This is a genomic window from Pseudomonas borbori (genome assembly GCF_900115555.1).
GTDB lineage: Bacteria > Pseudomonadota > Gammaproteobacteria > Pseudomonadales > Pseudomonadaceae > Aquipseudomonas > Aquipseudomonas borbori.
Window position 1 is genome coordinate 85,548 of the sequence record NZ_FOWX01000006.1, and the last position, 20,159, is coordinate 105,706.

General features: G+C 57.5%; 15 protein-coding genes and 1 pseudogene. 5 read left to right on the forward strand and 11 right to left on the reverse strand.

What is annotated here, in order from left to right:
* Positions 1 to 43: 43 nt before the first annotated feature.
* Positions 44 to 508, reverse strand: a complete 465-nt coding sequence (locus BM315_RS06205) for an aminoacyl-tRNA deacylase (RefSeq protein WP_090498914.1) — start codon at positions 506 to 508, stop codon at positions 44 to 46.
* A 171-nt stretch (positions 509 to 679) separates the two neighbouring features.
* On the opposite strand from BM315_RS06205, the gene BM315_RS06210 reads away from it, so the two are divergent.
* Both BM315_RS06210 and BM315_RS06215 read left to right on the forward strand, forming a co-directional pair.
* A complete protein-coding gene (locus tag BM315_RS06210) occupies positions 680 to 2,041 on the forward strand; it encodes an MATE family efflux transporter (protein ID WP_090498917.1) in 1,362 nt (453 codons plus the stop codon).
* 12 nt (positions 2,042 to 2,053) lie between these two features.
* On the forward strand, positions 2,054 to 2,509 hold the full coding sequence (locus BM315_RS06215; protein WP_090498919.1) for a DUF2214 family protein: 456 nt from the start codon (positions 2,054 to 2,056) through the stop codon (positions 2,507 to 2,509).
* Positions 2,510 to 2,629: 120 nt separating this feature from the next.
* On the opposite strand, the gene BM315_RS06220 is transcribed toward BM315_RS06215, so the two are convergent.
* Positions 2,630 to 3,106 (reverse strand): NYN domain-containing protein, encoded by a 477-nt coding sequence (locus BM315_RS06220; protein ID WP_090498921.1) that lies wholly within the window; start codon positions 3,104 to 3,106, stop codon positions 2,630 to 2,632.
* 151 nt (positions 3,107 to 3,257) lie between these two features.
* On the opposite strand from BM315_RS06220, the gene BM315_RS06225 reads away from it, so the two are divergent.
* Together BM315_RS06225 and BM315_RS06230 are read left to right on the forward strand one after the other, a co-directional pair.
* Positions 3,258 to 3,920, forward strand: a complete 663-nt coding sequence (locus BM315_RS06225) for a YciC family protein (RefSeq protein WP_090498922.1) — start codon at positions 3,258 to 3,260, stop codon at positions 3,918 to 3,920.
* Positions 3,921 to 3,966: 46 nt separating this feature from the next.
* Positions 3,967 to 4,401 carry a VOC family protein gene (locus tag BM315_RS06230; protein WP_090498924.1) on the forward strand — a complete coding sequence of 145 codons (435 nt, stop codon included), beginning with the start codon at positions 3,967 to 3,969 and terminating at the stop codon, positions 4,399 to 4,401.
* A 176-nt stretch (positions 4,402 to 4,577) separates the two neighbouring features.
* Here the strand turns inward: BM315_RS06230 and BM315_RS06235 are convergent, their stop codons facing one another.
* Together BM315_RS06235 and BM315_RS06240 are read right to left on the reverse strand one after the other, a co-directional pair.
* Positions 4,578 to 5,423: an SDR family oxidoreductase gene (locus BM315_RS06235; RefSeq protein ID WP_090498926.1), complete on the reverse strand. Its 846-nt coding sequence runs from the start codon at positions 5,421 to 5,423 to the stop codon at positions 4,578 to 4,580.
* Between the two features lie 32 nt (positions 5,424 to 5,455).
* Positions 5,456 to 5,695 (reverse strand): CDGSH iron-sulfur domain-containing protein, encoded by a 240-nt coding sequence (locus tag BM315_RS06240; RefSeq protein WP_090498928.1) that lies wholly within the window; start codon positions 5,693 to 5,695, stop codon positions 5,456 to 5,458.
* A gap of 1,058 nt (positions 5,696 to 6,753) precedes the next feature.
* Here BM315_RS06240 and BM315_RS06250 point away from each other — a divergent pair.
* Positions 6,754 to 7,461 carry a hypothetical protein gene (locus BM315_RS06250; RefSeq protein ID WP_090498932.1) on the forward strand — a complete coding sequence of 236 codons (708 nt, stop codon included), beginning with the start codon at positions 6,754 to 6,756 and terminating at the stop codon, positions 7,459 to 7,461.
* Between the two features lie 256 nt (positions 7,462 to 7,717).
* Here the strand turns inward: BM315_RS06250 and BM315_RS06255 are convergent, their stop codons facing one another.
* The 7 genes and pseudogenes from BM315_RS06255 to BM315_RS06285 all read right to left on the reverse strand — a co-directional run bounded on the left by BM315_RS06255 (position 7,718) and on the right by BM315_RS06285 (position 19,445).
* On the reverse strand, positions 7,718 to 10,915 hold the full coding sequence (locus BM315_RS06255) for a type I restriction endonuclease subunit R (protein WP_090498934.1): 3,198 nt from the start codon (positions 10,913 to 10,915) through the stop codon (positions 7,718 to 7,720).
* A gap of 131 nt (positions 10,916 to 11,046) precedes the next feature.
* Positions 11,047 to 12,192: a restriction endonuclease subunit S gene (locus BM315_RS06260; protein ID WP_090498936.1), complete on the reverse strand. Its 1,146-nt coding sequence runs from the start codon at positions 12,190 to 12,192 to the stop codon at positions 11,047 to 11,049.
* Positions 12,192 to 13,715 (reverse strand): type I restriction-modification system subunit M, encoded by a 1,524-nt coding sequence (locus BM315_RS06265; protein WP_244527257.1) that lies wholly within the window; start codon positions 13,713 to 13,715, stop codon positions 12,192 to 12,194. Before BM315_RS06265 ends, BM315_RS06260 begins: the two co-directional genes overlap by 1 nt.
* The gene (locus BM315_RS06270; RefSeq protein ID WP_425287768.1) at positions 13,712 to 14,002 is read right to left on the reverse strand and encodes a hypothetical protein; all 291 of its coding nucleotides are present in this window, start codon (positions 14,000 to 14,002) and stop codon (positions 13,712 to 13,714) included. Before BM315_RS06270 ends, BM315_RS06265 begins: the two co-directional genes overlap by 4 nt.
* Positions 14,003 to 14,004: 2 nt before the next feature.
* A pseudogene (locus tag BM315_RS25410) lies at positions 14,005 to 16,049 on the reverse strand (integrase).
* Positions 16,046 to 17,980, reverse strand: coding sequence for a hypothetical protein (locus BM315_RS06280; RefSeq protein ID WP_090498940.1), 1,935 nt, complete (start codon positions 17,978 to 17,980; stop codon positions 16,046 to 16,048). Before BM315_RS06280 ends, BM315_RS25410 begins: the two are co-directional and overlap by 4 nt.
* Positions 17,973 to 19,445, reverse strand: a complete 1,473-nt coding sequence (locus BM315_RS06285) for a site-specific integrase (RefSeq protein WP_090498943.1) — start codon at positions 19,443 to 19,445, stop codon at positions 17,973 to 17,975. Before BM315_RS06285 ends, BM315_RS06280 begins: the two co-directional genes overlap by 8 nt.
* Positions 19,446 to 20,159 lie beyond the last annotated feature (714 nt).

Below are 20,159 nucleotides of genomic sequence, written 5' to 3' on the forward strand. Positions count from 1 at the left end.
TGACGCCCGGTCAGCTGGCGGCAACCGCGTCATATGCCTCAACTCAGGCGCAGAGGTCGCAAACCTCGGCGTTGGGCGCCAGTTTGAAAAACTCGTCGACCGGCATGTGCACCAGGCTTTCGTGATCCCCGGCTTCCAGGTAGATGTCCTGCTGGCGCACCAGCATCGGATCGATCAACATGTCGAGGCCATAGACCTCGCCCAGCGCCGGTACCGCGCCGCGCTCGCAATCCTTGAACAAAGCCGCCAGCGCTTGCTCGCCACTGAGCTGCCAGCGCTGCGTGCCCTTGTGTACCTTGTTCAGATCCAGTTGCCGATTGGCCGGTAACACGGCCATCAGATAGTGCCCGCGACGATCGTCGAGAATCACCGACTTGGCCATTCGTGAAGCGGGGATTCCGGCCTTGCGCGCCGACTCCAGGCTGGTGGCCGAGGGCATGTGCTCGACCAGTTTGAACTGACAATGCGCCCGCCGCAGGCTGCGCTCCAGGGTTTGTGCCATGTGCATGAGCCACCTCCTCGACCGTTTCGATTCGCGGTCATCGCCGATTGCCTGCTTCAAGTCTAGTCAGGCGACGGCGCGGCCAAGAAACGCTTGCTGCTATAGCGCGGCAGGCATAGTCGAAACAGCACTATCGAACCCGCCCTTGTCTATAATCGGCGTTTTCCCGGAGTCGCCATGTCCGCACTGCTCGCTGCCTGGCAGCACGCGCCGACCCACAAACGGGTCTGGGCGCTGGCTGCGCCGATGATCTTGTCCAACCTGTCGGTGCCGCTGGTGGCCCTGGTCGACAGCACGGTGATCGGTCATCTGCCCCATGCCCAGCAACTGGCGGCAGTGGCGATCGGCGGCAGCCTGTACACCTTGCTGACCTGGGCCGTGGGTTTCCTGCGCATGGGCACCACCGGCTTCGCCGCCCAGGCCGCCGGCCGGCAAGACGGCAGCGCATTGCGCCAGGTGTTGCTGCAGGGCCTGCTGCTCGGCGGGCTGCTGGCACTGGCCTTGATCCTCCTGGCGCTACCGTTCAGCGCCGCGGCGCTGAGCCTGATGCAGCCCTCGGCGCAGCTCGATGCGCTGGCCCGCGGTTACCTGCAGATCCGTCTGCTCGGCCTGCCCGCGACGCTGGCCAGCTATGCCCTGATCGGCTGGCTGCTCGGCACCCAGAATGCCCGCGGGCCGCTGGCGATCCTGCTGACCACCAACCTGCTCAATGTGGCGCTGGATTTGCTGTTCGTCCTCGGCTTGCACTGGGGCGTGGCCGGGGCGGCCTGGGCTTCGGTGATCGCCGAATGGAGTGGCGCGCTGCTGGGGCTGTGGCTGGCGCGCAGCGCCCTGCAGCGTTATGCCGGGCGGATCGACTGGCCGGCGCTGCGCCGCTGGCCGAGCTGGCGGCCGCTGCTGGCGGTCAATCGCGACATCTTCATCCGCACCCTGGCCCTGCAGTTGGTGTTCTTCCTGATCACAGTGCAGGGCACCCGCCTGGGCGATGCTACGGTGGCGGCCAACGCCCTGTTGCTCAATGGCCTGCTGCTCAGCGCCCATGCCCTCGATGGCCTGGCCCATGCGGTCGAGGCGCTGTGCGGCCATGCCCTCGGCGCCCGCGACCGCAACGCGCTGCGCCGCAGCCTGATCGTCGCCGGTGGCTGGTCACTGCTGGCCAGCCTCGGCTTCGCCCTGTTGTTCGGGTTCGGCGGACACTGGTTCATCTACCTGCAAACCGACATCGCAGCGGTGCGCGCCCTGGCCCTCGACTACCTGCCCTACCTGGCGCTGCTGCCCCTGATCGCGGTGTGGAGCTACCTGCTCGACGGCCTGTTCATCGGCGCCACCCGCGCGCGCGAGATGCGCGATGCCATGCTGCTTGCCCTGCTGCCGGGGCTGGCACTGGGCTGGTGGCTGCAACCCCTGGGCAATCATGGCCTGTGGCTGGCCTTCCTGGGTTTCATGTTGCTGCGCAGCCTGAGTCTCGGTGCCTATGCTTACCGCCTGACCCGCGCTGATCGCTGGTTCGCCGCCATGCCCGCGCGCTGCGCCGACTGAGAGGAATCCGCCATGGCCGAAGCCATTGCCGCCTACCTGCATTACCTGTCGATCTTTCTGCTGTTCGCCCTGCTGACCCTCGAACACGGCCTGTTCAAGCAACCGTTGGACCTGCAGCGGGCGCGCCGCCTGCTGCGCATCGACGCCGCCTACGGGGCGAGCGCCGGGCTGGTGCTGGTCAGCGGCGCCGTCCGCGCGGTCTGGTTCGGCAAGGGCCTGGACTACTACCTGCACAACGGCCTGTTCCACGCCAAGCTCGGCCTGTTCGTGCTGATCGGCCTGCTGTCGATCCTGCCGACCAAACTGTTCCTCGGCTGGCGCGGCGCCCTCAAGGCCGGCCAGCTGCCGCAGCTCAGCGCCCCCCGGGGCCGGCTGGTGACCCTGGTGATCCGCCTGGAGCTGCTGTTGCTGCTGATCCTGCCGTTGCTGGCGGCATTGCTGGCGCGCGGCTTCGGGGTGATCGGCTGAGCATGAACAGCTGTCCACACGCAGCCTAAGCAGCACTGCCCCGGTGCGCATGGCGCACCTTTCGGGCCGGTGGCAGCGAAACAATAATTCCGAGACAGCACACCAGCTGCCCAGCAACCACTAGCTGCGCAACAACAGCGCGCCTTCGATCGGCACATAGCGACTGGCCGCCCGCACCAGCGATTGCGCGGTCAGCCCCGGCACGCCATAAGCCACGGCCTCGACCCCGTAGCTGCGGACCTTCTCCAGCAGCAGATCGAAATCGCCATCGCCGGAGGCCAGCACCACCTCGTCGACCCGCGGGGCGCTGTCCATGATGTCGATGCAGATGCCCACGTCCCAGTCGCCCTTGGCCGAGCCGTCGCTGCGCTGGATATAGGGCTTGAGCTTCACGGTGAAACCGAGGTTGCGCAGGATCTGCTGGAACTGCTGCTGCTTGGCGTCGCCACGGTCGATGGCGTAGGCATAGGCCTCGACGATCTGCCCGTGCTGGCTGATGTCGGCCCACAGTGCGGCGTAGTCGAAGTGGCAGCCATAGGCCTGGCGCACGGTGTAATAGAGGTTCTGTACATCGGCGAATACGGCGATTTTCTTCACCGGCAATCCTCTTGGGGTAACGAACGCCGGCCAGTATGCCAGATCCACCCGGCACGCTTGCCCGCCTGCATAACCCGTGCGTCGCGAATTTGGAGCGCCTGCCGCGATCGGCTAGAGTGGCGCCCTGCTCACTCGACCGCGACCCCTGCCCATGAATGCGTTCCACGTCCTGCGCGATGCCTGGTATTTCTTCAGCCACAACCTGGCGGCGATCGCCCGCCTGTGCTTGCCCCTGGTGGTGCTCGAAGCGCTGGTGCAGCAGATCGTCAGCGCTCGGGTCGGGGGCGAAGCCGCTGCGGCTTACGGCATTCTGGTGGGCCTGCTGTTCTATCCGCTGTACACCGCGGCGCTGATCCTGTTCCTCGATGCGCGCAGCCGGGGCGAGGCGCCGGCCAACCGCGACCTGCTCGCCGCCAGCCTGCGCCTATGGCCGGGCTTTGCCCTGCTGGCGGGTCTGAGTACCCTGGCGATCATGCTCGGCGCTTCGCTGTTCGTGCTGCCAGGCCTGTGGATCATGATCAAGCTGGCATTCGCCGAGTACCTGCTGGTGCTGCGCGGGCTGAGCCCGATCAAGGCGCTGCATGAGAGCTTCGAGCTGACCAGCGGCTACTTCTGGCAGATTCTGACCTGCGTGCTGTGCGTCATGCTGCCGTTGTGGCTGCTGTCCTGGGCCAGCCAACCGGCCGAGGGCGCGCAAGCGGACGTGCTGCTCAGTCTGCTGCTCGACAGCGCCAACGGCTTTCTCCAGCTGTTCGCCAGCGTGGTGCTGTTTCGCCTGTTCATGCTGCGCGCTACGCTGCCGGCAGAGGAATGAATTCGGGCTAGGCTGTTAGGGGTCAATTACCAAGGAGAACTGCCCAATGGCCGACGCCAACCCCAGCAGCCTGTCGCATGTCTCGCTCGGCACCAATAGGTTCGACCAGGCCGTGGCCTTCTACGATCGGGTGCTGCCGACCCTGGGCTGCAAACGCATTCTCGCCCACCCCGGGGCGGTGGCCTATGGTCGCCAATACCCGGAGTTCTGGGTGCAGACGCCATTCGATGGTCAACCGGCTACTGTCGGCAACGGCACTCACTTCGGTTTCGTCGCGCCGGACAAGGCCGCCGTGCATGCCTTCTACCAGGCAGCCCTGGACGCCGGCGCGGTCGGCGAAGGTGAACCCGGTCCGCGCGCCGAATACGGCGAGCCCTATTACGGCTGCTTCGTCCGCGACCTCGACGGGCACAAGATCGAAGCGACGTTCTGGGATCTGGAACAGGTCTATGAGCTGTATATCGCGCCGGTCGAAGACTGAGAGCCTCGCCTGCTGCGGCAGTCTGCAGGCGGCCCAGAACCTGGAGTAACCCGCGATACGTAGGGTGTCACTCGCCGCAGGCAGTGCACCGCGGTTCGCCGACGCGGCAGAAAAGCTGGCAGGTTGTCGCTTCGCTCCGCAGCCGCCCTACGGAACGTCGCCGCCTGCACCGCCTGTCAAGCGCGGCCCGTGCGTTGCGGCTTCATGCCGGACAGGCGCGGCAGTAGCAGCCGCTCGAACAGGCGCGGGAAGAAGCGCGCCAGCACCCGCGCCCGCCAACCGACGTTGGACAGGATCAACAGCCGCTTGCGCTTGAGCGCCGCCCGGTAGATGGCTTCGGCGACGTCCTGCGGCGAGGCGACCTTGCCCATCGCCAGTGGCGGCTGTGGGGCCACCGAACCGTCACCGACCAGGGCGTTCTTGCGCAGGTCGGTGGCGGTAAAGCCGGGGCAGACCAACATGACATTGACCCCGCTGTCCTTGAGTTCGTAGCGCAGGGTCTCGAACAGGCCGTGCAGGGCATGCTTGCTGGCGTTGTAGGCGCTGCGATAAAGCAGCGGGGCGAAGCCGGCCAGCGAACTGAGTACGATGATCTGCCCAGAGCGGGCAGTCAGGCTGGGCAGCGCCGCCTTGGTGCAATGCAGGGCGCCGAAGTAGTTGATCGCCATGACCCGCTGGAACACCGCCAGCTCGGTCTCGGCGAAGCTGCTGCGGTGGGTGATCCCGGCGTTGTTGACCAGCACGTCGATCCCACCGAAACGCTCGACGGCCAGGGCGACGGCACGCTGCACCGCCTCGGCATCGGCGACGTCGCAGACCAGCCCCAGCGCCTCGGCGTTGTGATGATCGGCCAGGTGTTGCACCAGGCTGTCCAGCGCCTGCTGCTGCAGATCCAGAATCACCAGGCGCGCGCCGGCCTGGGCCAGGCGCACTGCCAGGGCACGGCCGATACCGGCGCAGCCGCCGGTGATCAACACCACCTTGCGATCGAATACTTTACTGGCGAAGACCTTGCGATACATGGTGTGCCCCCCGGCTTTGCTGGCTGCTTGGACTACAGCTTGTTATGGCTACCGTCGCAACAGGGCGGTGTGCGGGTATGCTTGCAACCGCAAAAATACAGGGTATCGCTCTGTTCGACGTGGTATTTCAGCGGCGTGATGCCGGTGCCCTTATGGCTGCCGTCGCAAAACGGCTGGCTGGCGCTACGCCCGCAACGGCACCAGAAATAGTCGTTGCCGGCCTGTACCTCGACCGCAAAGGGACCTCGTTGGGCAATCAACGGTTCGCTCATACCGACTCCTCACGCCACACGATGAATCGACCTCCACAACGTCGGCAGTGCCATAGCCGTGGAGATTCTTGCCCTCGGGAGCTGTGAAATCGCAACACCGCCGCGGGCATTTACTGGTGGCCACAGCAGACGAGCGTTTTTTCATAGCCGCCCAAGGCTTTGTTCAGCATAGACCAGTCCCCTGCGGCAAATCCCTGCGCATGAACTGCCCGCACCTCTGCGGGCCGATGCGAACGACGTATTCACCGAAACCCTGCGCGATGCGCTGGATCGGGCCTATCTGGAGCTGCGGGCCGCCGGCGAGGATCTGCGCCTGGATTGATCGGGGGGGCACGCAGCCCGAGACGCTCCGCGTCACGGCACAGCGGACGCAGAGCGTCCTGGGCCGGATTACCATGCAGAGCGTGCGCAATTCCCCTGAGCGGGCCATGCCCGCGATGCGTTTCGCGGGCATGGCCCGCTCCTACAGAAAACCTAATAACCAATAAAATCAATAATATATATGCTGCTTGATAAGCAGATTTATCCGCGAAGCTCTTGCTCTGCCCGCGCCGCCGAGGCGACGCCAGACTTATTTGCGCGGCTTGGCCCGTGCCGTGGGTTCGGCGATCAGCGGGTCGTCCGGCCAGTAGTACGCGGTATCAACTTACGCTCCCTCCATTGACACCGCCGAATCGCCCGTAATCCCTACCTATGATGCTATTTCGGCGATTTCCTATTGACCGTCAAACACAAGCCCTTTGTTTGACACAAACCTCCCCTAATTAAGAGCTGGTTTGACAGGTCTGCCAGAGCAAGCCAGCTCCATTCCGAAGAAAGATTGACACCCTCACTCAGATGCGATGTTGCAGCCTGTTTTTATTTTCTCTTCAAACCAGGCTGGACAAAGAAACCACTTCAAGTCACAGTCGTCCCAGATTCATCGGCGCCCGCCGCAGACGCAACGACTAAAAAAAGGCTCTGCTACACCCTACTGCACGCAACCTCTTGAGTTGATGCGGGAAATCGTTGCCATCGAACACAGATGTCCCACTATCAATAATCTAGAGGTTCCTCCGATGAGCAGTTTTCTCTCTACTCCCGTCTATCACGCACACCAGCAGGCCCAATCCAAAGGTTTGAGCTTTCTCTCGCGCTCCGAATACCTCGAAGTCACGGCCGCCTTGTTTGGCTATGAGCATTACCGGCTGATGAAGCCGATGCTCCGTAATTTGGAGGCTGCACTAAGGCAGCCGGACGCGGCAATTATTTTCGCTGAGTGGTCTGCCGCCCGCCGTGCAGCGCATTTGCTTGCTGTAAATGGCGCTCCCAAAGATACGGCGCGACAATACGTCTCCCTGCTCATTGACCACCTGGCACCACTCACTCCGGGCCGGGCCTATACAGACCAAGGGGCGTTTTGGGCAGATCACCTCGACCCATATGTTGCGCAGCATTTTTTGCGTGAGCTAGATGAGAATCCAGAAGTGCGCAGAATCCATGAGAAAGTGAGAGCGCGGTGCCAGGTTGTTACAGAAGAAGATACTGATGAAGTGGCGAGCGTATGGCAGTCACGTGAAGTGTGGGAGGTGTGGTCAGCTGTAGCAATTTATGCGCGCCGAGCAGATGGGCAGCCAGACATGACGGGAGAATATCTCCTTGCCCAGTCTATGGTCGCCTATAGAAAGCTGGAGCGTGCCGTCGTTTCTACTCGCCCTATATTTTCACCTGCCAGGGCTTCTGCAAACCGATATCACGCAGGCATGGGCGGAGAGGCAATTAGATAATTGCCAGCTGCAGTGCGATCACCGGATGCATAGGCGTCATCGGTAATCGCATTGCAGTTCTGTCTTTAAGCCAAGCGCTAAGTACAACCGGTGAGGCGTGAGTAAATCAGCCTGCTCGGCTTGAGTATTTACGCGATAAATTACCAGCGATACCCTGCGGGCTGCTCGCACAATAGGGCGCGCGGTAGAGACAGTGGTTACACCCTGCACCGATCCGCATGTGCAGCATTACTGAATGTCCCCTAACTGGAGTTATCTAATGCGCCGAGGCATACACACCCGAGTTACGCTCCGGGTAACTCTCATACACATGCTCAAACACCGCTGAGCATTTCAGGTTGTAGAGTTCAGGTGTATAGGCGCGAGGCAGGCCGAGGTCCAGAGTGTCTTCGATGGCTAACTTCAATTGTGAGCGTGCTGTGGATTTCTGTCGCCAGTTGATGACGAGCAACTCCTTGAGGCGGGCCAGCAGTTCGCGGGCGGCCTTCTTGACCGCAGTACGCTCTTCCGGGCTGAGGTCTGGGGCAGGACGAGTGAGGATGTCGAAGATGACCAGCTCTTCCTCAGTCACGTTCTCGCGGACATGCCGCTCCTGCTCCTGATTCAAGTTGTTACTTAGGTCTAGCAGCTCCTGATAAAGCTCTTCAATACTGCGACTGCCAGCGTTGTAGCTCTCAATCAGCGCTTCAAATTTCTCGGCAAAGTCGGCGCGAGTGCGGTTCAGCTGAATCATTTTTTCAAGCTTGGCACGAATCGCCGCCTTTAGTTGCTCAAGGTCGGTGTTCTTGTGCTTGGCTTCTTTGAAGCGCTTGGCCAATGCTTCGAAGTTTATCTTTGATAGGTCCAGCGCTGGTGGCCCTTCCTCGCGGATGGCATGCCCGGTGATGGAGTCATCCAGCAAACTGTTGATGTTATTAATTACCAGCGAAATGTCAGGCGGGTTCGGGCTCAGACTGGTGCGGATACAATCAGCCAGCGTGGATATGCAGGCAACACGACTGGCAAACTCCAGCGCAGACGGATCAGGTTTGACTGCCTGGTACAGCGTGCTGACCAGCCTTTCATGCGCAAAGAAGTCACGGCGCAATGAATCAGGTGAGATCAGTTCGTTCATTGCGTCAGCGATGCACTGCAAGCGTTCCAAGCCACCAACGGGTGTAGCCTCGATCTCATCCAATATCACGCCATGAGCGGCGCAGAATGTGGTCGCTTCAGCCACAGTCTTACGCAAGTCTTCAACCAGCTGCTGCTTGTCTTTGACCGGCTTCTTGCCATTTTTGCCCGCGCCGTAGATGGCCAACGCCTTTTCCAGGGAGGCGAACACATTGGCGTAATCGACGATGACACCACTGTGCTTGCCAGGGAAAACTCGGTTGGCACGCGCAATGGTCTGCATCAACGAATGGTTTCGCATCGGCTTGTCGAGGTAGATCGTCGAGCAGCTTGGTGCGTCGAAGCCGGTCAGCCACATGGCACAAACGAAGGCGATGCGCAGCGGGTCTTCGGTGTCCTTGAACTTCTCATCCAAGCCCGGATTCGACTCGTACATTCGTTTGCGATGCGGCTCGATATCCAACCCAAGGCTCTGCATTTGCTGAATTTCGTTTTGCCCTGGTGAAACAATCAGCGCCATGTCGGTACTGGTCAGCACCTCTAGGCGCTGTTTCAGTTCGGCTGCGCGCACATCGCGTCTTGCCTGGTCTGGGGTCATTCCGCCGTTATGTGATTGGTATGCGAGTTCCCCCAGTTCTTTCCGCACCTGCGCGGTTTCAGCAGCCCAGTGCTGTTTAACCTTGTCGTGCATGCGCAGCGCGGTGGCTTTGTCGATGCACACCACCATCGCCTTGCCAACGAAGCCACGGCCTAAGAAGTGCCGCACGATGTCGGCCGCCACGGTGTCCAGCCGGTCATCACGGGTGATCAGATGATATTGCCGGCCCAGTTCGCGCTCCAGCTTGGCTTCTTGGTCCGGGTCGAGTTCGGCATCTTCGATCAGCTGGTAGATATCCTCGTTCAGGTCCGGGTTAATAAGCTGTAATTCTGGCGTGCGGTTCTCGTAGAACAGCGGCACGGTGGCGCCGTCTTCGATGGACTGCTGAAAGTCATAGATAGAAACGTAGTCGCCGAATATTTCCTTGGTGCGCTCTTCGCCGGCAATCAGCGGCGTGCCGGTAAAGGCCAGAAACATCGCTTTGGGCAATGCCGCACGCATGTTCAGCGCCAGCGTGTCGTATTGGCTGCGATGCGCCTCGTCGGTGAGTACGATCACATCCGAGCGGTCACAGAGCATCTCCGGCGTCTGAAATTTATGCACCAGGGTGAACACATAGCGGTGGTTGCCGCGTAGCAGTTCGCGCAGGTGAGCACCACTGGCGGCATGGCACTCATCACCTTCAGCCTCGCTCACCGCTCCAGTGGCCTTGAAGGTCTTGGCAATCTGCTCATCCAGCTCCACGCGGTCGGTTACGACCACAAAGCTCCAGTTGCCGACCAGCTTGCGCAGCACTTTTTGGGCGAAGAACACCATCGAAAAACTCTTGCCGCTGCCCTGAGTCTGCCAGAACACTCCACCGCGCCCATGGCCCAGCTTGCGCGCTTCCAGCATCGAGGCAATGGCATTGTTCACCCCTAGGAACTGGTGGTTCTGCCCAATAATTTTGACCAGCCCGGCCTTGTGTTCAGAAAACAGCGTGAAGTTCTCCACCAAATCCAGCAGGCGGTAGGGGTCGCATGTACCCCGCAGCATCACTTCCAGCGACACTCGGCGCGGCTCATCTTCGCGCTCGATGCGCTTCCATCTGACCCAACGCTCCCAGTCGGCGGTCAGCGAGCCTACTAAGCTGTCCGTGCCGTTGGAGGCAATCATCAATGCGTTAAACCAAAACAGCCCAGGAATCTGCTGTTTGTAGTGTGTCAGGTTCTCGTCGAATGCCGCGCGTGCAGGTACGCCGGGTTTCTTCAGTTCGATCACCACCCAGGGCAACCCATTGACGAAGCCCACTAAGTCGGGGCGGCAGGTATAGAGAGCGCCGGTCACGCTGAATTGGCTGACCAGCAGGAAGTCGTTGTTCTGCGGCCACTCCCAGTCCACTACACGCAAGCGCTCAATCTTCTGGCCACCATGTTCATGGTCAGGCACGGACACCGTGATACCTTCCTTGAGCAGTTGATAGGTCTCGCGATTGGCTGCTTCCGCAAGCATGGCGGAGCGGTCGCGAGTCAGCTCGTCGATGGCGGTGGTGATAGCCTCAGCAGGCAGCGTTGGGTTGAGCTTGCACAGAGCCGCGCGCAGGCGGGCGGCCAGAACGACCTCGCTCTTGGTTTCGCGTCCCAGAGTGCCGCTGGCGCCGAAGGTTTCTTCCATTGCCGACAGCGTCTGCCAGCCAAGATCGGCAAACAATCCAATGGCAGGTTGCTCGACGAGCTGGTCTTCACTGTAGGCGTAAGCGCTCATTTCTCGGTGTCCTTGAGATCAATCTAACCAAAGGGCTAGCGCGGTAGGAGATGAATTGGCCTCATGCTTCCAAGCCTCGCGTAACGGCACGCGCTCCAGCTTACTCAGGTTCTTTTTCATGCTCATGCGGATCAATCTACATTGATCTGGCCGGAGAGCAGGCGCGGCAGCAGGAGATCGCGTTGTTTCTTCAGGTTCGATAATTGATCCCGATGCATCTCTATTTGCCTCCAGATTGGCTCGATCGAATTCGCAAATTTGCTCAGAATATCCATTGTCGGCAGAACGAGTGGGTACTTCTGAACGCTACCCACGGAAACATTGGGCTGTGCCGCACCATTGTTCAACTCCGTCGCCATCCGCTTGCCAACTTCTCCAGCAAGTGTGTAATAGAGAAACGCTTCGTTCGCACGTTCAGTTGGCCGGATAATCACAAGCGATGACGCGATTGCACCACAACAAAGTTTCGCCGTCCTTGCGGTCCGTCCCGGAGATCCTCTCAAGCAAAAAAGAAGATCGCCTTTGCGAATCTTCCCGCTGCGTAGCTGCTCAAACTTTTCTTCCAAAATGTAGTTCATGCCTGAGAGATCGACTGCGCCATCCACAAGATGCCCTGCATTAATGAACGGAATGCCAGATCCAATAAAGTCGCTACCGCTTGGATAGTTCTTTCCTCGATCACCATTCTCAAAGACTGCGGCTTGCGCGAAAGTTGCTCGCTCCCACCCCTGCGGAATTTCGCCGTAGGGGGACGGTACGAGGGGGTGGTTCTCGTGGTCGGGGAAGCGGAAGTGAACGAACCATTCGCGGTAGAGGGCGCGAGCCATCGATTCCAGAATACTGATGCGTCGCTGGTTGTTCTCAATCAGTTCGTCGTAAGCCGACAGGATGCCCGCGATGCGTTGTTGGACAGGAAGTGCGGGAACTTCAACCTCTAGGGAGTCAAGGTGGTTGCGGTTGAGCGTAGGCACTCCGGCACCGGCATTGAATCGGGCGAAGTCCATACCCTGCATGCAGTAATAGACGAACTTCGGATCGTTGCCCTTGAAGTCTTTCACCCAAAGTGATGTGTTATGCGGCCAATATTTTTCTGAGACGTACTGCACAATGCCTAGAGAGCCACTTCGCCCTGTGACTACGCCAGGCGGTGCAATCTTGAATTCGTCGTGATAACCGATAATCGATGTTGATCCGACTACGGGATAAGGGCCTTCCCGCATTCCTGTTTTGGTGAGGTCGAACCCCCGCTGAAGCGTTACAAAATCAGAGAACCGCATTACGCCTCCAGAATCCTTGCTACGTTCGCAGCAATGGTTTGCTCCAGTTGTCGCGCTTGAGCATTTAGCGAAACCAGTTCCTCGTTCAGGGTTTCCAGCTGCTCCCTGAATTCCTCATCACTCACCTCTTCGCCGGGTGCTACGCCGACGTAGCGGCTGGCATTGAGCGACCAGCCTTGGGCCTCGATCTCTTGCAACGTGGCGGCCTTGCACAGGCCCTGCACGTCGGCGTAGACGGGCTGATCGCCGAAGATTTCTTTGAGTTTGACTGCGGCATCCGCACCGCCAAGGGTGAGGTCGAGTGCTTCGCCGCGATACAGGCGCACCAGATTGGCAATAAAGCCGATCTGGGCGGCCGTCCAGTCGCGGTGAGCACGGTCAATCTGGCGGTAGATATGGCGGGCGTCGATAAACAGTACGGTATCTGCCCGTGAAGTCTTGGCCTTGCCCTTGTCGAGGAACCACAAGGTAACGGGTAGAGTGACGGTGTAGAACATATTGGTGCCGACGGCGACCATCACGTCCACGGCCCGCGCTTCAATCAGCTGCTGCCGCAGTTCTTGCTCGGAGGAGCGCGCGTCGGAGGCCGAGTTGGCCATAACGAAGCCGGCACGGCCTTGGGCGTTCAGCGACGAGTAGAAGAGCTGAATCCACAGGTAGTTGCCGTTGTCGGTGCGCGGCAGGCCGAAGGGAAAGCGGCGACCAGGGCCAACCATGTCGGTCAGGCGCTCTTTGTCTACGGCATTGACATTGAACGGCGGATTGGCCAGCACGAAGTCGAACTGGCCGACGGCATTGTGCGGATCGTCGTAGTAACTGTTTATGTTACCGCCATGGCTTATCTGGCCTTCCAGCCCATGTACTGCCAGGTTGAGGCGACACAGCCGGCCGGTCTCATCGGTTTTCTCGACGCCGCTGATGGAGAGTTCGGCGGCAGGATTTTTCTGGTGTTCAGCCACAAAGCGCGCCGACTGTACGAACATGCCACCCGACCCGCAGGCGGGGTCAAGAATCCGACCGTGGAAGGGCTCAATCACTTCGGTGAGCAGGCGCACGATGCTGCTTGGGGTATAGAACTCGCCACCGCCCTGGCCCTCGCTCATGGCGAAAGCACCGAGGAAGTATTCGTAAATGCGGCCAAAGGCGTCGTAGTCGAGGGTGGCCGGTATCTCGGAGACCTTCTTCAACAGCTCCTTGAGCAAGGTGCTGGTGAACAAGTTGTAGGTCTTGGGCAGCACGCCAGCAAGCTTGGGGTTGTGCTTCTCGATCTCGCGCATGGCAGCGTTGACTGCACCGCCGATGTCGGATGCCTCGGGAAGGGTTAGCAGGTGATCGAAGCGCGCTTCCTGACTTAGGTACAGCGTGCTTTCCGCATGGTAGGCCTCAGGTACATCTACCCGACTAGCTCTGCGCGCTGAAGCACCTTCCGCTTCAAGCTTGGTGCGCAGCAATGCAAAACGCACCTCTGCAAAGCGCAGGAAGATCAAACCAAGGATAGGGCCGGAGTATTCCTGCGCCTTCAAACCCGAGTTGGCGCGGAACTGGTCAGCGGCATCCCATAGGCGTTTTTCAAGCGAGTTGGCACCCCAGCACGACAAGCTTCGATCTTAGCGAGTATTGGTAAATGCGCTTTACGCGACTTCTTCAAGTAGCCACGGTCAAATCCAGCTTCCAGACTGACTATGCTGGCAGTAAGCTTCGACAGGTCTAAGCCCACATGCTCGGGCACAACAGGCTTTTCAACCAGGAGGCGCTGCAAGGCTTCCTCGCAAGCGCCCAGCCCCTTGCCTGCTCCGTCACCAGACTTCATCGTTAAACCTCCACTGAGTCGATCAGGCGGGCTTTGAAGGCGACTAGGCGATCAAGCTCGGCCTTGACGATCTGATATTCGCCCGAGTCTTCTGAGTAATTGGACAACTCGCACCGAGCGTCCTCAATGGCAGCAATCAGCTTCTTACGCTCGATAATGGCGCCATCGCAGCTCGTACATACTGTGTAGTCACCGAGCATAAAAGCGTCGCAGCGGCCCACCTTGGTACAGCCACCCAGCAGTGTCGGACGGTAGCTGATTGCACCGCTTTTAACCCGTTGTTCGGTGTCAGCGCGCACATCTTCAATCTGAATTTCACCCGCCTTGACCCGCTGTTTCTGTTTCTCCATGTACGAGCCGGTGCCGCCGAACAGCGGTTCCTCTCTAAACAGAAGATCGGCAATCAACTGGTTCGCCACCGACATGGGCATGGCCATCTGATATTCGAAGGCGAAGTGATTGCTTGGCAGGACAAAGTCTTTCTTCTTGTCGTCGTAGTAGCCAAAAACGGTGCGTAGGTTCTCGTAGTGATTCGAGTAATAGCGCGCCATTTCAATCGTCATTTGCTTGAACTGCACCCGCACCGTCGGCAACGAAAGAAAACCGCTACTGCTGCCATAGAATGCCAGCGAGCGCCGAAACTGATGACTTTTCAGCGGCCAGGGCTGGCCGATTGCAAACGCTGGCTCATTATAAAAGTCCCGAGAAGGATCGCTCTGCGCCAGCTCCTGCAAGTCCTCTGACTGGATCGACAGGCTGTACAAAGCAGTTTCTTGTGTTGCTCTAGCCGTAAAAATCGGAACGCCGACCTCGGCCATGTTCCGTGTATAACCAACGATGGAAGGCTTGAGAAACAGCGAGCAGCTGGCATCCAACTCGATTTTGTAGAGTTTGGCGAGGCCGCGACAAATCGCCTGGGCGACTTCGACCGCCCTGACGACCTCCACCGGCGCGAACCATGCGACTTCTTTTTTGTAACCGGTGAACTTTGTGGTGGTCGAAAGGACGTTTACTGACTGCGGCTTATCACGCTCAATGCCCTGATCATCGACAACTGCATGTCTGACGACTTGATCGGACAAACAGTGATACGACATTCGCATCACCTCCTGATCGCGCATGCCGGTATAAAGGTGGATCACCGTTTTCACCACATGCTGCATCTGGATCAAGACCCGTTGCAGGTTCCTCTTATGAGAACACTCAAACTCACCGGCAAACACTGAAGACCGTGATCCTTGATCGCTTGCGCCATATCGGGTCGCCTGTGTGCCTTGCCACCGAGACCCCGATTTCTCTGACAGCTATGAACAATGCCGTAATGCTCATCGTCAAAGCAGGCGATAAAAGACTCGAAACGTCCAACACCTGCATAAAGCTGATCGAGCAGATCGCCAGTAAGGTTGATGACATTCAAATAGATTCGCGTCGGAATAACCGAATGCTGCTTGCTCTCGGGAGTTTTCAGATCAAAGTTGGCGGGATTGAGCGAGGCATACCCCAGCCGTTCTTCGCCCACCCGAGCCAAGCCATGCAAAATTCCAGCAAGAAACTTTTTACCGAAGCTAATTTGGCCAATAAAAGCCGCCAGACAAACTGGAACAGTAAAGAGCTGCTGTAAGGACAGCACGCCAACCATGGGCTTTTTTTTCTGCTCATAGCAGAACTGCATGGCTAGGCGCAGCACTCCCCAATACTGGATAAATGTGCTTGCGCTCAGCCCACCTATTCGCCCACCACCGGCAAAATAGATCAGGCAATACAGCAGATGCTTGGCTTCATCGATCAGCGCCTGCTGCTCTTGACCACTTTCGTCGAGCACCCTATCAAAAAATATTCTGCTGAGTTTTTTTGCACTCAGCCGGTATGGGTTAAAGTCCCACACAGACTCACCATATACCGCCGTGGCGTTGCCCTTCTCATCACGACAAAGAGCGAAATCGGGCGTGGGCTTCCCGTAGAGTTGCGGCGTCTTATCTGGCTCACTGGCAGGCGGAAACTGTCCGCTGGAAAATAGACTGCCGATGGACTGGACAACAGCGTTCAAAATACCACCCCCATTTTTTCATAACGGCTCAAGCGGCTTTCCCAGAAAGGCGTGATTTCACCGTATTCAAACACCCTGACCTTGATCGTTTCGACCAACTGTTTCACCGCATCCGAACGCTCGCCAAGCGCCTCTAGGATGAACTCGATTCGGATCGACAATTCTTTGTACAGCGCTTCAGCATGGGCCGTATCGGGCGCTGCATTACGCACCGCATTGATCACATACTGCAAACTCGCCAGCTTGAGCAGGTCTTCTTCATCGCTGTGACAGATATAGTGTTCGCAGCACAAGCAGCCATATTGGCTGCGGCAGTTCGGCTCAATTGCAACGGCCCCCAAATCACGCACAGGGATCGGCTGATTGAACCCGTCACAGTGGCCCGCAGCCGTTGCGATCTCGCCTTCTGCGGGCCGCTGGCTGCGCTCACGCACAACTTGGGCGGCATGATGCATGGCCTGCCAGAACTGTCCGAACTCGGCTTCCTGCTGCTCAGGCGTAGCCTCTGAATAAGTCGAAAGATTCACCTCAAGGCTGTGATTCAAGGTTGCAGCTACCGTGGACGGCGACACGCCAGCGGTGTGCATCCCAAGGCTTTTGTGCTTGCGCATCATGCGCGGCGAAAGTCTTGGCACCTTTGGGTCGAGGAAGTTTCCGCTGATGGATTTAAAGAATTTATTCAGCAGTTCAGATGTTTTAAATTCAGAAAATTCGTTATTGGTGCTTACCTGTTCGTTAATCGCGGGCATCGTAAAGAACAACCGCTCATGCTCCACGCCATTCAGAATCCACTCACGGAGCTTCAGGTAGTCCTTGAGCAGCGGCAAACCCGTGTCCCGCCCTATGTTGTAGAGGGTTGCTTTTCCGCCCGCCCGGAACTTCACAGCCGACAACTCTTTCTTGATTGGAGACTTCTCAACGTCGAGCGCGTCTGCATAGCTAAATTGGTCAAACTCGGTCGGCGTGGCACCTGTGATCATCAGGAAAAGGCTGGCATAGGCTTTCGCGGCAAGACCCGCCACTTTAAGCCGGTGCCAGTAGTGCTCCTCTTCGTTGGCCGCATCCAAACTAGCCTGTGAACGTGCTAATTCCCTCACTAGAGTCGTTTTATGCCGAATCCGTCTCCCCAACTTGTCAGCAGCTGCCCGGTATTCTTCGACCGTCGCAATCCGTCGCTCGCCGGCATTATATGAAAGTGGAGACTCCTTGAATGGGCCAACCCAACCGTGGTTTGATGGAAACCCAACCACCTCATAATCCCTGATAGTCACAACGAAGGGATAGGGCTGGTTGTTCAGGACAAAAGCGCTGCATTGCTGGGCAATGGTCAAACAAACGTCCCGGTACACCTCAACATGGGCAGCGCTGGCTGCCTCAGAGCCTTTCTCCGCAATGATCAGGACCGCGCCCGCTAAAATATGGTGACTGTCTTCTGGGTAAAGCAGTTCAATAACCTGGCAAACTTGAAACTGACTATTTTTCGCACTGACGGGCTTCAACTTCTGATTGGCTATTTGATGATTTAGGTGCGCGGTATAGTCTCGATAGGCTTGCTGGGCTTGCGCTGCACTGGCAAACACTTCCCTGTAGCCGTGCGTGTTCAGCCAGTCGATAAAGGATTCGATATGATTCCATCGCCCTAGGACAGTCGCATCACGCTGACCGACAAAGGACTCCAGCAGCCTCACAATCAGTTCACGGCGTTTTTCAACAAAAGACTCAATCACTACCGGCGTGCCGCGATCATCACTGTTGCTTTCATTCTTGCCACGAATGACATACGCCAAACTGCCAATATCCAACGACTTCTTCCTCACCTTCGGAGACACTTGCAGACGCAAGCGCTCAGGCTCGGCAAATTCATGAGTGACTTCACTCAGCGTAATGACCTGCGTATTGGCACGATGCTCGAATGGCTGACGACTACTCATCGTGCGACTCCACCGTCAGCACTGCGTAGCTGCCGTTAAACAACTTGCTCTCCCAGATCTCCTGAGCAATGACCTTTTCTTGAATCATCTTGAACAATTTCAAATAGTTTTCTGTCGTTTCCCTAGACTCGTGGTGCATGCGCTCCTGAATAAAATCAATGTCTTCTCCCGGCTTAAACAATCCTTCCTGAACCAATGGCTGCAAGCGCTGGTAGAGCTGATAGCCAAAGGTCGCTCGCAGCCAGTGATATGAAAAGCCTTTCGGGAATGGGCTAGACGCTTTTTGGATCAACTTGCGCTTAATCGTTTCCGTTACCTGACCTGTCTGCGGCGACTTCACAGTCGTATAGCGCGGATCGCTTTTGGCCATGTAGTAGCAGTTGCCTTGATCGGAGAGAAACAAGTACATATCGTCCTCGGCTACGGATACGCCGGGATGACTGGCCTCTAACTGAGCGCGGAACTTCTCCCGTAGCGCCTTCATCATCGGGCTTTTGGCAAGCGTGACCAGCTCTTCGGCAAGTTGCTTCGGAAAATACAGGACTTGCGGCTTATCGTTTTTCGTATCAATGCCTGTGCCGGGGCCGGCGTGCAATTTATAGGCACCCTCAGGCTGCAGCTTGTCCTCTGTAAAGCCCTTCAAATGCCTCAAGCGTATGGTCAAAACGCTTTGCTTGCGGGCGCCCGTCATTAGTGCGGTCATCAGGATCAATCGCTCAACCACAGACCATTCTTTTTCTTTGCGAATGGCGGCAAGAAACGCACCCAACTCACGATTGGAAAGCGGCCTAAGATCCTCGCCGTCTTCCCGCACGAACCCCAGTGCCACTGAACTAGCCGGCGCCGTGCGGCGCGTTTGACTGCGCTTTGCTGCTTCTATGACCTTGCAGCCTTTAGACCCCTTCACGATGAACCGTACGTGTTTGATCGTATCGACACGCTTGATGTCGAGATCATGCCAATGCTCGGTAACGTACTTGTAAAAGTTGTAGACAACAGAAGTGTATTGATTGATCACCAGATTACTGCGAGTGCTTTCGGAAATCAGGTGGTAGAAATACTTGTAGGTCGGACGAAGCGCAGGCCGGGCACCTGAGAAATCAAGCCAATCGAGGTTGTTATCTTCACAGAAAAACAGGTAATCAAGGAGTTTGCTGGCACGCCGCCGAACATCGTCAGTGCGCCGATTGATCGGAGCCTTGTGATTCATGAGGCTCAGCAAATAATCGTTCACTTCATGCCAAGGATCTCCGCTCGAATGAAACAAGAACGGAAAGTTGAATAAGTCCCGGTCATTCTCGGAGCCCAATTCATCCCTCCTATAAAGCATGTAACTCTCCGCCCCTCCAAGCGCCGACACAATCGAGCCGCAGGGCGCTTCACTGACGTACAGACTGGCAAAGGCATCAAGCAAATTCGTGATTAAAGTTAAGCGATCTTCGTGACGCGGATTGATATAGGACATTCGACCCCAATTAAATAGTCAATCAGAATTTTATTAGCCAGCTTACGATCACTATTTTTCAATATTTCCTTTGGTAACGGATTCAACCTCGGTCCAACCTTATGGCGAGATTGGTAAAGTCAGCAGGAACAAGAAAATCTAGCAACGCACAATAAAACTGTTCTGCGCCCTGCGGCGAACTGCTCCATTACATAACGAGTGCAGAGTTTGGAGCATACCTATGACCAAGAAGTTCTTCCGCTAACTTTTGCGACAACGCAAAAGACTTGTGACAACTACAGTTTTCGTGAAACTTGGAAACTGGCAAAAGCGCTAAACTTCACCAGGATCACTCATAGCTAAGCGAGCGTCAATTGCATCGTAGATCGAACCGAAAGTAGACACTATCTTCAAGGGCCTAATATTACACTGCGGCGGTGTAGATCATGACCCGAACTCTTAGAAAACTCATACCAACAGTGGTCGAATATCTGTCAACATGAATAAATGCATCGTTAATAAGCATAAATTCCAGAAAATCACCGTCGCATACGCATAAAATTACACTTTTTAGTGTAATCAGACCTCCGACAAACGGTTGCTATTTTTCGATCTGACGTGTGCAGGGCGAAGATAAGATGAGTCTTAATGTGGTGAAAATAAAGGGTGGCCAGCCCTCCGCCGGAATGGCCATTGATATCAGTAAGCTACGGCCTAAGTCGTACCGAAAGCCCG

What these genes read in the sequence shown, in the direction of transcription:
- BM315_RS06205 (WP_090498914.1), bottom strand. Translation starts at nt 508, where the DNA reads ATGCACATGGCACAAACCCTGGAGCGCAGCCTGCGGCGGGCGCATTGT.
- BM315_RS06210 (WP_090498917.1), top strand. Translation starts at nt 680, where the DNA reads ATGTCCGCACTGCTCGCTGCCTGGCAGCACGCGCCGACCCACAAACGG.
- BM315_RS06215 (WP_090498919.1), top strand. Translation starts at nt 2,054, where the DNA reads ATGGCCGAAGCCATTGCCGCCTACCTGCATTACCTGTCGATCTTTCTG.
- BM315_RS06225 (WP_090498922.1), top strand. Translation starts at nt 3,258, where the DNA reads ATGAATGCGTTCCACGTCCTGCGCGATGCCTGGTATTTCTTCAGCCAC.
- BM315_RS06230 (WP_090498924.1), top strand. Translation starts at nt 3,967, where the DNA reads ATGGCCGACGCCAACCCCAGCAGCCTGTCGCATGTCTCGCTCGGCACC.
- BM315_RS06235 (WP_090498926.1), bottom strand. Translation starts at nt 5,423, where the DNA reads ATGTATCGCAAGGTCTTCGCCAGTAAAGTATTCGATCGCAAGGTGGTG.
- BM315_RS06240 (WP_090498928.1), bottom strand. Translation starts at nt 5,695, where the DNA reads ATGAGCGAACCGTTGATTGCCCAACGAGGTCCCTTTGCGGTCGAGGTA.
- BM315_RS06250 (WP_090498932.1), top strand. Translation starts at nt 6,754, where the DNA reads ATGAGCAGTTTTCTCTCTACTCCCGTCTATCACGCACACCAGCAGGCC.
- BM315_RS06255 (WP_090498934.1), bottom strand. Translation starts at nt 10,915, where the DNA reads ATGAGCGCTTACGCCTACAGTGAAGACCAGCTCGTCGAGCAACCTGCC.
- BM315_RS06260 (WP_090498936.1), bottom strand. Translation starts at nt 12,192, where the DNA reads ATGCGGTTCTCTGATTTTGTAACGCTTCAGCGGGGGTTCGACCTCACC.
- BM315_RS06270 (WP_425287768.1), bottom strand. Translation starts at nt 14,002, where the DNA reads ATGAAGTCTGGTGACGGAGCAGGCAAGGGGCTGGGCGCTTGCGAGGAA.
- BM315_RS06280 (WP_090498940.1), bottom strand. Translation starts at nt 17,980, where the DNA reads ATGAGTAGTCGTCAGCCATTCGAGCATCGTGCCAATACGCAGGTCATT.
- BM315_RS06285 (WP_090498943.1), bottom strand. Translation starts at nt 19,445, where the DNA reads ATGTCCTATATCAATCCGCGTCACGAAGATCGCTTAACTTTAATCACG.